Origin of the sequence: Acidithiobacillus ferriphilus (assembly GCF_028215975.1) — a bacterium.
Lineage (GTDB): Bacteria > Pseudomonadota > Gammaproteobacteria > Acidithiobacillales > Acidithiobacillaceae > Acidithiobacillus > Acidithiobacillus ferriphilus.
In genome coordinates this window covers 630702-643910 of record NZ_CP116458.1, presented here as the reverse complement: position 1 = coordinate 643910, position 13209 = coordinate 630702, and the positions used below count along the sequence as shown (strand labels likewise).

Below are 13209 nucleotides of genomic sequence, written 5' to 3'. Positions count from 1 at the left end.
CAGATTTTTTAACAACCGCAGTTGCAGATGTCAACTGACATCTTTAGCAACGCAGGTCCAATTAGATTGGAACAGAAAAGATAACCATACCCAGCATATATCTTTTGGAATAGGTGTCTTGTGCACCGTACCCCGGAGCAATCATCTGGATCAGCGTTGATGTATTTATATTATGGAAATAAATCACAATATGTCTAATGAGGAATCATTGAAAATGGATCAGTTCGAAATCGAAGAACGCGCCAACCGAATTGACGAAATTTATGTTGCCCACACCTCCGCTCACCGAGCAGTGGCTGGCATCGAAGATTGCTTGCGGCGATCATTAACCGCAGCAGAGCCATTAAATGCCGTATTGATTGGACGTGCAGGAACAGGAAAAACTACCGTATGTAACGCCGTTCTGCAACACCTACCGCGGCGCATAGATGTGCGCGAAGGCAAAGAAGTCACCGTTATTCCTGCTTTTTATTCGGAAATCCCCAGTCCCGCAACCATTCGTGGCGTCGCGTCGTCGCTGCTAGGAGCATTAGGGGATGTGCACCCGGATCGCGGAACAGCCATAAATCTCACACATAGAGTAATAACACAACTCAAAGCGTGTGAAACGCGATTAATTTTGCTGGATGAATTTCAACATCTTCTTGATGAAAAGCGCAGTCGACGCGAAGAGTACCGGCAAGATGTTTCCAACTGGGTAAAGACGTTGATAAACAAGACGCATGTGCCAATGGTGCTTGTAGGGATGCCGGAATGCGAGGTGCTGGTAGATGCAGACCCACAGCTCGCCCGACGGTTTCAACGCCGCTTTCGACTCGATAACCTTGGCTTTGGTGGCAAGGAGAAAGGTGAATTCCGCCTATTTGTTGAGGCACTCGGCGCAGCAATACCCGAATACTGTAACCTCGCTGGCTTTCCCGACCTCAGCAGCAAAACAGAAGCACTCGCTCTATATGCTGCCAGCGGAGGGAATCCCTCTTACGCTACCGGATTGATGAAGGAGACAGTAATTGTTACCTTGCGCGCCCGGCGTGAGACCACAACAATGGAAGATTTTGCGGCCGCTTATGATATAGGGGTAAGCCAGAGCGGATCTCTGGTAAAGATTAATCCATTTCGCTTATCTCAGGAAGAGCTCGTGCGGAATATAAAAAATGGGTTCAGGGGGGTCAACTAATGGCACTTCTTGTCCGTCCAATCCCATACCCAGAGGAGTCACCAGGAGGCCTTCTTCTGAGGGCGGCGGAAGAAAATGGTTGGCAATCTCCTGTCCAACTGCTAACTGCCTACCGTTGCATAAGAAATTCCGATGAAAAACATTTGCGAACATTGTTTGTGCGACCGGAAGCCCTTGAGGATATCATGCACACTCTGGGCATGCACGAAGGTATCGGGGTCAATTTGGCGTACCATCGTGATGGCGTGACAGAGGTGTCCCCCATCCGATGGTCAAGTGTCACGACGCCTTGGTCATCCATGCGATTCGTCTCCGGTGCTCTTTGCCCTCTCTGCCTTAGAAAACAATTGTACCTGCAGCGTACATGGGATCATCGTCTGGTTACCAGCTGCCCTAAACATGGGGTCCTCCTTATTGACCGATGTCCAGAATGTGGACTGCACTTGTCTTGGAACAGGCCAGGTATTGCAACATGTCGGTGTGGGTATGATTTATCCTTGTCGGCCCCGGAGACGATAGATACCGATGTAACGGCCTTCGTGAAGGAACTTGCTACAACGGGGGATCAGAAGGTTTTTGCTGCGCTGGACGCGTTATTTGAAGGATTGCTCCCGATTCTGGACAAGGTTGGATCCCTTGGCGAACAGCACAAACTTGTCGAACTTGCAGTTTCTGGCATACGCCGACCAGAGTCACTCGCCCCGCTGGTCGCAAATTATATTTTGGATAATGAATGTGGTGGTCTGTCCGTTCATCCAAGAATCACATGCCAGCCATTATTGGCGTCAGGAAATACGGTGGTCCAGGAATTTGGTGTGCTGGTTCTAAGGGAGCTGGGTATTCGAGGTTGGCTGCCAGCATCGTCACTCGAAGAAGTCTCAGGACAGAAAGGAATTCGGGAGGCCGCAGCGGTTCTTGGACTCACCGAAGATTTAACAAAGAAACTTGTCCACCATAATATCTTGTGTGGGAAACGCAACAAAAGTGGCCACGCCTGGCGCATTGAGAATTCATCTCTCAACCGGCTACTCATGGATTTGGAGAACCGTAAATCCGTAGTAAAGGATGCCATATCGGTTTTCTTGTACGGCAAAACCCCAGGCCCACGGCACTCCTTAGCAGAAGCCATTAGCGACATCATCGCGGGAGCGCTCGTGAGCGGAGGATTTGATTTGGCTTCAGGCCTAGAAAGTTTAACTGTCGAGGCTCCTGCGCGGAAAGTATGTGCCCACTGGGATGACTGCGTGACTGTCGCCGAACTCGCTGAACGCTGTAATGTTCACTCGGAAAATATTCGTTTCGCTATTAAAGCCGGAGTTATTCCTGCCGAGAAAAGGGTAACGAATGGCCGGAAAATGACTGTCATCGACGTTTCCGACGCTGAAAAATTTGAGAAAGACTATATCTTCGCCGGCAGCCTAGCCCGGCAGATTGGCGCCAGCGTGACAAACTTTGCAGAAAAGCTTATGTCGACTGGAATTCGTCCTGTGTCCGGCCCGAAAATCGACGGAGGGCTTACCTACATTTTTCTCCGCCAAGATTTGGAAGCATTAGATCTGGGGGCCGTCGCAGCGCTGGACAATTATCCGACAAGAACAGGGCGGAAAAAGCTTGGGCTGGCCCAACACACCACCGAAAGTACAATTTCTTTAGCAAAAGCCGCAGAAGCATTAGGGCTAACTGTTCAACGGACAAAAGGCTTGGTCCTGAAAGGTCTATTGGAGGCTGCAGAACACGGTGGACGCGCGCTACAGATCAATAAGGATTCTCTTGATCGACTAAACTCGATGCTCGACGACAAAAACCTCATAGCTATTGATGATGCGGCTAAGATCGTTGGTGAGACTCGCTCAGCGTTCGAGCATCGCTGGGTGCACACCCATCTGGTCACAGTAATTGATCTCGGAGTACGTCGCGTTATCCGCAGACAATGTCTAGAGGAAGTCCAACGCTATAAGCGCATCTTTATTACAGCGGATGAAGCTGGGAAGCTACTAGGGTCGCACCGCAGTTTATTACCAAACTGGGAGCGTCGCGGGCTGATTGCACCGGAGAAAGTCATGGAATCCAAGATCGTTGGGGTCAAGCTATATCGGCGCGCAGATTTCGATCAACTACGCTTATTGAAGGAATATAGCGGACCCAGTAATGAGCATGAATAGCGCAAGACCTGTGAAATATCAGAAAGTCAGGAACACGGGAGGACTACTTATGTCAACGCACACGTCAGGGGCAGGAATATTTCGCACAATGGAATCGACTATAACAGATTGCTGCAGCGTGGCCGCCATTGCCATACATCTTCCACCCGTTGCCAAACCAAAGGGTTGCCACCAATCATTCAGGTGGGATATTGGGGTGTGCATTGCGCACGCAGGGATCTGTAGGGAGGGCCAGCTATGGTTCTCTCTACCGAGATATCACGATTAGTTATCTTTATGCCGACAATTACGATGGACAAACCTATCATCCTACGACCACAGCTTGACCAGATTCAGTCTGGGCCTTACCATAAGGCTGTACACTGCCATCATCGTATAGACGTCGTGATGAGAACAGCCCGTAGGCACCGGGCGACGAAATAACCAGCGCCATGTTAGAATCTTGGCGCACTATGGTATACAGAGGTTATAATTCATCAGTATTGTCTTTAGTCTTTGAGAGACAGCGATCCTTAAAGAGGATATGATGGTTTAATTATTCTCGCTCATGGATTCAATTAGATACCGCCAAACGGCTAGAAACGCCACCTTTGTAAATCTTGCATCGATAGGGCCATACCAAGTCATATTGAATTGGTTTACAGTTTCATTTACATGAAACATGCTCTCCACTCGCGACGAGAATAATAGGGGCTCCTCGCCCCATCCTGAATTCGGATGAGCCGGTTCCAAGCCTAACTGGCCTCGTGCGAGGCGAGTGCAACGGATCTCCGGAGTCTTCGCCCGCACTGAACCAAACACCATTGCAGGATCCAACATCAATCTCGAACCGCGCTGCCAATACCATTGGCTCTTTTCTCATGGTTAGGGGCTATGAGCAGTATCATTTAATGCGTCGGCTTTGTTCATTAATTTCAGTTTATGTGTCGCACAGTCTCACTATATGTGACGCATAAGTCAGTAGATATCTGATTATTAACGGGCTTCAATATCATTTAACATGTCGGCCAATGGCCGCGTTGGGCGACACATAAAGTGAGACTGGCGCGACACATAAAATGAGATCAAAAGAGACCAGTCAGCCAAACGTAGGCTGCCACTTCTTGTGAAGCGGCATAAAAACACAAAAATCTCGTCTCGCGCGTAGAGTTGCGTTACTCTCGGGATGACACTTTATTGTTCTGCGCCCCGTCGGTGGCATCGTCGATGAAGACGATCAGGGTACAGCGGGGTCCTCGATCCTCCAGCCAATCATGGGGAGAGCCATCGATCTGGACCAGTTCCCCCCGGCAGAGCCGTCGAGGGCGGCGGGGATGGATCGCTGCCGCAGGCATCCGCCACGGGCCCCTCCCCGCTACGGCCCAACCGGAAACGCTGCGGTAAGTCGTCGTTACAGTGTCACGGGTGGAGGCCGCACACCTGGCCCTAATCCAGGTACAGGACGATCTTTTTTGCATTTTGGGGGACAGCGAGTGCGTGGAGACCAGCCGCCATTCGGATGGCTTCCAGAGGCGTTTCTGGCCGATTACAGGAAACCATGAAAAGGCGGGTAAGGATCGGGATTATCCCAGAAATCCGCGGGGAACCCTGTGCGCAACCAGAGCAATTCCATACCCGGCAAAGCGGTAGCTTCGCCATTCGGTAAAGAACACGAGAAATCTGTACCACTTGGACGCAGACGATTTTGGCCGGCTTTGTCCAAGCGCTACGGAAGCCAAGCCTTACGGCGTGATGGCGGAGGTGAACGGCTGCAAGCGTTGCCTCTCGGCCCGGGCCTCCGCCAGCAGATGTTTCCAGTCATCCGGAGGATGGCCGCTTTCCAGCATCTTGCGGAACACCCGATAGGCGTCATCACTGCTCTCATAGGCGCGCTTGGTGTCCTCGTCGTTGACCCACACGAACACGATCACCTTGCTTGATGCGTGGTAACGGAAGAACAGCCGGTATTGCTGGAAGAACCTGGCTCGAAACCAGTGCTTGTACTCGTCACCGAGCGTGTTGCCTTGCCGGTATTCGGGCCGCGCCGGATTTTGTGGAATGACATCGAACGCGAGTTTGGTGATCGCCGCCAATCGCTTGCTGGCGTTCTTCTTCACGTACCCGACCGGATCTTTTTGCTTGAAGGCCCCGACCTGCCGGGCCAGAGCTTCAAGCTGAGCCAGGAACAAGGGGTGAACAAAAACCGTCCAGCCATGAATGACCAAAGGATCTGGCTTGCCCAAGTTCATTCATCGTCTGCCGACAGGGCGGCGTCGAGATTGACTTCAATGCCGCCGACCAGTGACTGGAGTCGGCGGACAAGGCCAACGTCCACGACCTGCAGGCGCTCTGGGTGGCTGGCGATGTCGTGAGCCAGGAAGTCCAGGAACTGGCCAAGCACCGGATCGTCGTCTTCGCCGACCTCGGCGCGCGTCAGCACGACCTCGCCGCTGAGGCGGATCGTGTAGTGAATCTTGTCGCGCTTGCCCAACTTGAGGGCGCGGCGGACAGTTTCCGGCACCGTGGTCTGGTAGCGGTCGGTGAGTGTGGATTCGACTTCGAGGGTAGTGGGCATGGCGCTCTCCAGTAAAGAGGGAGGATATGCTGCATGGTAATGCGCTTGCCTTATCAATGCAAATGCATTACCAGGATTGTTATCATCCTGACGGGAAGCCCAGAGCCCATGACCGGCCTCACCCCTTAAAAGCGGGCCGACCATCCGCCCTTGCCGCCTGCAAGGTGCAAAAGCTTCTGCCGGAGGGATATATCCCAAGGGTTTCAGAAGTCGGTGATGGTTAAACCAATGCACCCATTCCAGGGTGGCCAGTTCCAGGGACGCTTTGGTTTTCCAGGGCGCACGACGATGGATCAGTTCGGCCTTGTACAGTCCATTGATGGTTTCTGCCAGGGCGTTGTCGTAGCTATCTCCCTTGCTCCCCACAGAGGGTTCAATGCCAGCCTCGGCAAGCCGTTCTGTATAGCGGATGCTGACATATTGCGTACCACGGTCGCTGTGGTGAATCAGGGATTGGTCCCGCTGCGGTTGTCGGGCGTGTAGCGCTTGTTCCAAGGCATCCAGCACGAAGTCCGTATGCATGGTAGAGCTGACCCGCCATCCCACAATCCGACGCGCAAAAACATCGATCACAAAAGCGACATAGCGCCAACCCTGCCAAGTGGAAAGTAGAGTAAGAGATGGGGCGTAGTCGAAACTATTTCCCCGCCTCTCCTCCCCGAACCGGACTTGCACCTCTCAGCGCATCCGGCTCTCCGTTCAAGTGTTGCTCATAGCAAAAGCGACATCACAGGCCGCATGCGGCCGCGTGGTCCGCGCTTGCGGATAATTCGGTGGCCAAGAAAGACGAAGCCATCGTTCACATGCGTTATATGGGTCTTTTCCATATTCAGCATGAGCTTCAATCCGCCTTCGATGAGTTCCCCTGCGTCAGGAACAGGAATATCTCGCACGATGGAATCGACTAGAACGGATTGCTGTAGTGCGGCCGCTATTGCCACACATATTTTACCCCTAGCCAATCACCCAGGGTTGGGATCCTGGGGCGTGAATTGCGCCCGCAGGGATCTGTAGGGGGGCCAGCAATGGTTCTCTCAACCGAGATATCACGATTAGTTATTTTTGGATATCCGGATTTGGCTGTGTTTCAGGAGACCGGACAAGCTTCTGCCATCTTGGCGTAAAACCGGATTTTGATGCTTTTATTACTGTGTTCGACTATCATGAAACCGGATTTTATTGTGGGAGAGCGCATGAAGCCCTCTGAAGCCTTGGCATCGAACCGTGCTGCAATTCGGCATGTAGTCGAGTCTCACCGCGCCCGTAATGCTCGGGTGTTTGGTTCCGTGCTGCGCGGCCTGGACACGGACAGCAGCGATCTGGACATCCTCATCGATCCGACACCGGAGACCACGCTGATGGACATCGCGGCCATCCAGGTCGAGTTGGGGCGCCTTATGGGCGTGTCCGTCGATGTGCTGACGCCTAGGGCCTTGCCCGAGACGTTCCGCAGCGTGGTTCTATCCGAAGCGGTGCCGGTATGACCAAGACACTGCGTGTCCCCGAGTACCTCAGCCACATCCTGCGGGCTATCGAGCGCATCGACCGCTACACCGCCGATATGGATGAGGTCGCACTCCTGAACAGCGAACTGGTTCAGGACGCCGTGATCCGCAACATCGAGATCATTGGCGAGGCTCGAACAACATCCAGCGCGTTGCCCCGGAATTCGCGACCCTGCATGACGACATTCCTTGGCTGGTTATGTACACGATGCGCAACCGTGTTTCGCACGGGTACGACAAGGTGGATTTGGAAATCGTCTGGAAGACGATTCAGGGCGATTTTCCCATGAACCACACGAACCACCAGGTCTACCGAAGAACTACGGGGCCGACATAAACACACTGATCGAGCTACTCGAATCCGGGCGGCTGTGACCCTTCAAACATAGTCAAATCCGGATACCCTTTTATGCCGACAAATGCGATGGACAAACCTATCATCCTACGGCCACGGCTTGGCCAGCTTCAGTCTGAGCCTTACCATAAGGCTGTAAACTGCCATCATCGTATAGACGTCGTGATGAGAACAGCCCGTAGGCACCGGGCGACGAAATAACCAGCGCCATGTTAGAATCTTGGCACTCTACGGTATACAGAGGTTATAATTCATCAATAATTGTCTTTAATTCTTGGGAGATAGCGACCCTCAAAGAAGGCCTGATGGTTTTCATTAGTATCGCACGGGGATTCAATTGGATACCTCCCAAACGACTAGAAACTCTACTTCTGCAGATCTTGCGTCGATAAGGCCATACCAGGGCATATCGAAATTAGTTTACAGTTTCATTTATATGAAACATGATCTCCTCTCGCAATGAGAATAATAGGACATCATCGCCCATTCTGAGTTCAGATGAGCCGGTTCCGAGCCTAACCCGGCTCGCGCGAGACGAACGCAACGGATCTCCGGAGCGTTCGTCTGCTAAGGAAATAGACGATCCGCACACCGGCAGGAATTGCAGTTCAAACTTGAATTCGCCCGCTAGCAACTATCACCATTCAAGAGGATAAGCATGTCGACGAAAAGAACGATACGATTCACTAAATTTGGCTTATACCTTTCATTACTGCTGCCGGTCATGGCTCAGGCCGGTATTTTTGGTCTGCTCGGTGACGTTGAGAATGCGGCGCAAAGTGCCGGGATACGCATGCCAAGCTCTCTGTCCAATCTCAATCAGATGGCTCAGGAAGTTCATGATGGTGGCTACAGCGCCTTGCCCGGAATGCCCAGTGCCAGCACGGCGGCAGCCTGTCCGCCGGGTTATACCTGCACGAAGAGCAATACACCAACGTATCCGTCTACACAAAACATTGCCGCAGAACTTGCTCAGGTGACCTATATCCAGGAGGGCAACAGCGGGACCGTGATCTACGATTTCCAGGATCCGCTCTGTCCCTACTGCCACAAACTCTTTGTAGAAGAGGCAACATTGATAGGGGAGGGGCGCTTGATCGTACGTTACGTGCCCGTGGCTTTTCTGAGTAGCCAAAGCACACTGATCGCAGCGGATATACTGCAATCGCCCAATCCCCCGAGTGTCTTGAATGCCTATGAGAGCGTAGCATTCAGCAGCAACAATGCTGGCCTGAGAGCGTATATGGAAAGTCCGACAGGAGCAGGGCAACAAGAGCTGGACACCAACAAGAAAGTCATGGAATATCTTGGGTTCAACGGTGTCCCTGCCTTGGTCTTTCAGTTGAGTGATGGTCATTATCAGCATATCGACGGATTGATATCCACCCAACAGATGGAACGTTTATTGCCGGAGATGGCAAACCCGGTTTCCGGCGCTACCATGCAAGGATCCACTGCGGTGACCGGCTCGGCCATATCCTCTGAAACATCCTCAACTCTATGACGGAAGTGATTTGTGCATGGCTGTACGCGTTGAGGCGGCGCAATCAGCGTGTCCGATCTTCCCGAACCACCTGCCGCACGGCGTCCAGCAGGGCGTTCCGCTCCATGGATTCGCGCAAGGTCCGATTGATGAGTGTCTGGTAGCCGCGCCCACCAGCCTTCCGGCGATAAAATTCCAGAACATCGGCGTCGATCAGCATGTTGACCTGCTTCTTCTTCAGCGCCTCGCGGAAGGCCGCCTTGCCCTGAACTTCTTCAATGGGTTCCCCACCGTGTTTCCATCGGCCTTGCGGATGATCGAATTCAACCCCGGTCAGCTCTGGGGCCTCATCCTCGTCTTTCCAGACGGTCACGGTAGACTTTCTTTTCGCGTTCATTGCACTTCCTCATCGAGACGATGCGACGGTGAACCCCCCGCTGAGTGTAAACCACCGCTACCATACGGCCTTTCAGAAATTCGATGCAGATCGTCCGGGGTTCACCATAGTTCTTACGGTCGTCGGGAAACTCGAAGGTCACATTTGCAAAGATTTCGTTGCAATCGGCAAAATCCAAACCCCGATGTTCCAGGGTGGCTTGCCGCTTGGCCTCGCCCCATTCAGGCCGCATATTGCTTTTTGTATTGATACACTGCGTTGTCAATGGAGCCGCTCACAGTTCATACCCCAACACCCGAAAGTTCTTCCGCATTTCCTCTTCCAGCCGCCGTCCTTCCGCCAACTGTTCCGATAGGTCTTTGGTCAGTCGCGCCATCTTTTCTTCAAACGGCTCGTCATCGTCATCCTTGGCGGCCGCACCCACATAGCGGCCCGGTGTCAGGACGTGACCGTTCTTGCGGATATCGTCGAGGCTGGCCGCCTTGCAGAAGCCGGGAACGTCTTCGTATTCCCCGTCACCATCACCCCGCCAGTGATGGTAGGTGTCGGCGATCTTCTGGATGTCCTCGTCGGACAGTTCCCGATGGGTGCGGTCGGCCATGGAACCCAGGTTGCGGGCATCGATGAACAGCTTGTCGGCGGTGGCCCAGAGCTTGGATTCGAGGCTCTGGTTGTGTCTTCGCTCTTGGCTTTCTTGGCTGGTCCGCGCGGCATGGGGCTTCCTTCTGTTTCTTTCTGTTGTTATAGCACGGGAAGCAAAGCGCGTCAGGCAGGCAGCGGGTGCAGCCCGTCATCCGCCACACGGGAGACGGGCTTCGCCCAGTGCGGAATGAGTCCCCAACGCATCATCGCCCATTCGGGACCAGCGCCCACGTCCCTGATCACTGAACTGAATTGAACAACAGATTTCATCGCGGCTATGTATGGCGAAATGACAATGGAATGCCCCTGAGCCTTTTTTATTCCATTGCCCTACAAACTAAAAGTAACCTTTTTAATTTCAAAAAAATGCCCGCATACGCGGGCAAAATAAGGAGAGAGAGGATGATATGAAATGGTATTTCAGTAGAGATTACCTAATAAAATCATGATAGTCGCATGTGAAGTCTGAGCAGGCCCACCAAGGCGTTGGGATAAATTCCGCTTGGATGGATGACATATTGCAAGTCAGGCTGGAGATAGAGATGAGATATGATTTTGGCGGAGCAGTAGCATTCGACGTCGGTTTCCGCCGTGTGCGGCCTACCCCGCAACCATGCCCGCGTCATGCCGATTCCCAAGCTGTCGCCAGGACCGGCCAACCAGAAATGACGAAGCCGTAACCCGGCACCCAGATACCATGGCAGGGCATTGACCGGGTTGGGCGCGGCTCCTAACTCCAGGAATCCCCCCCAAGTCATCCCAGCCTGCTTCCACCGATACTCTCCTATGGAATACAAACCACTGGTATCGTTACCCAAGGCAGATTGATATTGAGGGAGTTGACTATTTTGCCAAGCGCCAACCTTCAGCGTATAGCGACCGCCGTCCAAAGACCCGCTCCGATCGGCCTCCAGAAAAATCATGTCGCCGCGATCATAGGGGTTCCGTAAAGGGTGGATGGCATCTCCTTCAAATACGCCACCCATGGCGGTCCAACCGTCTGCGCCGTAACTTCCCATCACGCCCAGACTGGAGAACGGATAGGAAGACGCGGCAGGCACATTGACACCAATAGTCGGCGTGAATCCATAGGAAACATTCAAGAACCGGCTCGCCACCCCGCTTGTATCGAAATAATCATTGGCACTGATGAGTCCTGCCCGTAGTGTGGCATTGCCTATATTTTGGCGGTAATACAGTTTATAGAGTGCGCCCCTGCTGAGGCCCGTCAGGTTGTTTACGCCTTGAACGTCGCCCACATAGTTCTCCGGACTGCTATTTTGGATCGCTAAAAACTCGGTGACCAACCGACCGCCGGACCACCATCCGGCGCGCGCGCTATTAAATGCAAAACCCGCTTTGCCGGTAGCATTGCCCACCGCTCCCGGCGCCACTCCCCCAGAGAAGTTGTCCGCGCCATCCAGGCTGAGGTACAGATTCCAGGAAAACGCGTTGCTGAAACTGGTGGCATCCGCTGTGGATGCTGTCTGACAGGTTAAGGCACATATCCCCAGGCAAAGCAACCAGACGGGACGACGCGTACAACACGGTGGGCGCGGCTTTAAAAGCAGCGCAAGACAAACGTTACGTCCATTACGAAATGGTGGCATCATTTGGCCTCAAAGTGACCATTCAAACTAATGGCATCTTACTTTTACAAACCAACAGGTTAATTATCCCACGGTGTTCTCGTAGGCAATAACAACATAAAGTCCGAAATACTCTTCATATAGCGTATAGCACCAACTATAACTATTACAAAAAGCATCGTTAAAGTTATTGACCACGCTGATATCAGCGATGGAAACGAGTTGATTCATCCGAACGGGATCAACCTTACGGCAAGTTCAGGGAGTTGGTAAATGCGGCAAATTGTCGCACCCCGCCATTTTCTGCCGCATCATCGGCATCAAGGCGGCATGCAATATTATGTAACCCATCCATAACTGCCACCCATTACCGTCGCCAATAGGGCGCCAATAATAACGCTTCCGGCACCAGCGTTTTAATCGCTGCGGGAATTTCCAGCGTTAAACCAGGGCGTGGGCGGATGCTGACCCACAATAAATTCGTGCGCATATTGAGATCGGCAAATACCACCCAGGAGCCGTAATGGTGCAATACGGCGTTGATAATACGCAGGGTGTGTTGCTGGCGAATACCGCTTTTCTGGCGGAGCCCGGGAAAGATCATACGGAAATCGGAGAGGAGATGGCCGGCATCGTCGCGGCTAGGGACCCTTTTCCAGAGAGGCTCGTCTGGTTGCAGATCGGCAAAAACAGACGCCTTGAGGGCGGTCGATTCGGGAGACTTCAACGTCAACGGTGATACAGACATGGGGCTCTCCTGCATAAGCGAGTTGCCCTCAGTCTGCCTTGCTTCGCCGCAGGGCGGCAAGAGCTTCAGGCGTAGCGCGCGGCGTCCGCTTCGATGATCCTGCGGGCCTCGGCCACGCTGGCCCAGTCCTTGAGTTTGACCCATTTACCGGGCTCCAGATCCTTGTAGTGCTCGAAGAAATGGCGGATCTGGTTGCGCAGTGGCTCGGGCAGATCACTGGCATCCCGGATAGCGGAGTAACCGGCGGCGACCTTGTCGTGGGGGACGGCGACGATCTTGGCATCGATGCCCTTCTCGTCTTCCATCATCAGCACGCCGACCGGCCGGGCGCGGATCACGGCGCCGGGAGCGACGGGCTGGGGCGCCAGAACCAGACAATCGGTGGGGTCACCATCGTCGGACAGGGTGTTGGGGATAAAACCGTAATTGAGCGGGTAGTGCATGGCAGTGAAGAGGAAACGATCGACAACGATGGCGCCGGATTCCTTATCCAGTTCATATTTGACGGAGGAACCCTGGGGTACCTCGATCACGACGTTGATGTCATCCGGCAGTGACTGGCCGGCCGGGATTTTTTTCAGGTCCATGCAAAAACTC

The 13209-nt window shown here is 53.2% G+C and carries 14 protein-coding genes and 2 pseudogenes; 6 read left to right on the top strand and 10 right to left on the bottom strand.

Going from position 1 to position 13209, the window contains the following annotated elements; all coding sequences use genetic code 11:
- The first annotated feature begins 190 nt into the window (after positions 1 to 190).
- Complete coding sequence (locus tag PJU76_RS03175; protein ID WP_229066188.1) at positions 191 to 1177, top strand: TniB family NTP-binding protein; 987 nt, start codon at positions 191 to 193, stop codon at positions 1175 to 1177.
- The gene (locus tag PJU76_RS03170) at positions 1177 to 3339 is read left to right on the top strand and encodes a TniQ family protein (RefSeq protein ID WP_271780452.1); all 2163 of its coding nucleotides are present in this window, start codon (positions 1177 to 1179) and stop codon (positions 3337 to 3339) included. Before PJU76_RS03175 ends, PJU76_RS03170 begins: the two co-directional genes overlap by 1 nt.
- 1721 nt (positions 3340 to 5060) lie before the next feature.
- Here PJU76_RS03170 and PJU76_RS03165 read toward each other — a convergent pair.
- From PJU76_RS03165 to PJU76_RS03150, 4 genes and pseudogenes are all read right to left on the bottom strand, one after another.
- Positions 5061 to 5567 (bottom strand): type II toxin-antitoxin system YhaV family toxin, encoded by a 507-nt coding sequence (locus tag PJU76_RS03165; RefSeq protein WP_271780451.1) that lies wholly within the window; start codon positions 5565 to 5567, stop codon positions 5061 to 5063.
- Entirely contained in the window at positions 5564 to 5893 is a 330-nt protein-coding gene (locus PJU76_RS03160; RefSeq protein ID WP_271781035.1) for a type II toxin-antitoxin system PrlF family antitoxin, read from the bottom strand. Before PJU76_RS03160 ends, PJU76_RS03165 begins: the two co-directional genes overlap by 4 nt.
- Positions 5894 to 6043: 150 nt before the next feature.
- Positions 6044 to 6508: pseudogene (locus PJU76_RS03155) on the bottom strand (IS3 family transposase); the annotation flags it as partial.
- A 95-nt stretch (positions 6509 to 6603) separates the two neighbouring features.
- The gene (locus PJU76_RS03150) at positions 6604 to 6834 is read right to left on the bottom strand and encodes a hypothetical protein (protein WP_271780450.1); all 231 of its coding nucleotides are present in this window, start codon (positions 6832 to 6834) and stop codon (positions 6604 to 6606) included.
- Between the two features lie 252 nt (positions 6835 to 7086).
- On the opposite strand from PJU76_RS03150, the gene PJU76_RS03145 reads away from it, so the two are divergent.
- The 4 genes and pseudogenes from PJU76_RS03145 to PJU76_RS03135 all read left to right on the top strand — a co-directional run bounded on the left by PJU76_RS03145 (position 7087) and on the right by PJU76_RS03135 (position 9257).
- Positions 7087 to 7377 (top strand): nucleotidyltransferase family protein, encoded by a 291-nt coding sequence (locus PJU76_RS03145; protein ID WP_271780449.1) that lies wholly within the window; start codon positions 7087 to 7089, stop codon positions 7375 to 7377.
- A pseudogene (locus PJU76_RS13695) lies at positions 7374 to 7475 on the top strand (DUF86 domain-containing protein); the annotation flags it as partial. The gene PJU76_RS03145 and the pseudogene PJU76_RS13695, both read left to right, overlap by 4 nt.
- A gap of 122 nt (positions 7476 to 7597) precedes the next feature.
- Positions 7598 to 7735 (top strand): HepT-like ribonuclease domain-containing protein, encoded by a 138-nt coding sequence (locus tag PJU76_RS13690; RefSeq protein ID WP_408629748.1) that lies wholly within the window; start codon positions 7598 to 7600, stop codon positions 7733 to 7735.
- A gap of 676 nt (positions 7736 to 8411) precedes the next feature.
- The gene (locus PJU76_RS03135; protein WP_271780447.1) at positions 8412 to 9257 is read left to right on the top strand and encodes a thioredoxin fold domain-containing protein; all 846 of its coding nucleotides are present in this window, start codon (positions 8412 to 8414) and stop codon (positions 9255 to 9257) included.
- Between the two features lie 43 nt (positions 9258 to 9300).
- On the opposite strand, the gene PJU76_RS03130 is transcribed toward PJU76_RS03135, so the two are convergent.
- From PJU76_RS03130 to ppa, 6 genes are all read right to left on the bottom strand, one after another.
- The gene (locus tag PJU76_RS03130; RefSeq protein WP_271780446.1) at positions 9301 to 9633 is read right to left on the bottom strand and encodes a BrnA antitoxin family protein; all 333 of its coding nucleotides are present in this window, start codon (positions 9631 to 9633) and stop codon (positions 9301 to 9303) included.
- Positions 9584 to 9865: a BrnT family toxin gene (locus tag PJU76_RS03125; RefSeq protein ID WP_271780445.1), complete on the bottom strand. Its 282-nt coding sequence runs from the start codon at positions 9863 to 9865 to the stop codon at positions 9584 to 9586. The genes PJU76_RS03130 and PJU76_RS03125 overlap by 50 nt, the downstream gene beginning before the upstream one ends.
- A 42-nt stretch (positions 9866 to 9907) precedes the next feature.
- A complete protein-coding gene (locus PJU76_RS03120) occupies positions 9908 to 10378 on the bottom strand; it encodes an N-6 DNA methylase (protein WP_271781034.1) in 471 nt (156 codons plus the stop codon).
- Positions 10379 to 10718: 340 nt separating this feature from the next.
- Positions 10719 to 11888, bottom strand: a complete 1170-nt coding sequence (locus PJU76_RS03115) for a carbohydrate porin (protein ID WP_271780444.1) — start codon at positions 11886 to 11888, stop codon at positions 10719 to 10721.
- 343 nt (positions 11889 to 12231) lie between these two features.
- Positions 12232 to 12612: a hypothetical protein gene (locus tag PJU76_RS03110; RefSeq protein ID WP_271780443.1), complete on the bottom strand. Its 381-nt coding sequence runs from the start codon at positions 12610 to 12612 to the stop codon at positions 12232 to 12234.
- Between the two features lie 65 nt (positions 12613 to 12677).
- Positions 12678 to 13199, bottom strand: a complete 522-nt coding sequence (gene ppa / locus PJU76_RS03105; RefSeq protein ID WP_215859647.1) for an inorganic diphosphatase — start codon at positions 13197 to 13199, stop codon at positions 12678 to 12680.
- Between the last annotated feature and the right edge of the window lie 10 nt (positions 13200 to 13209).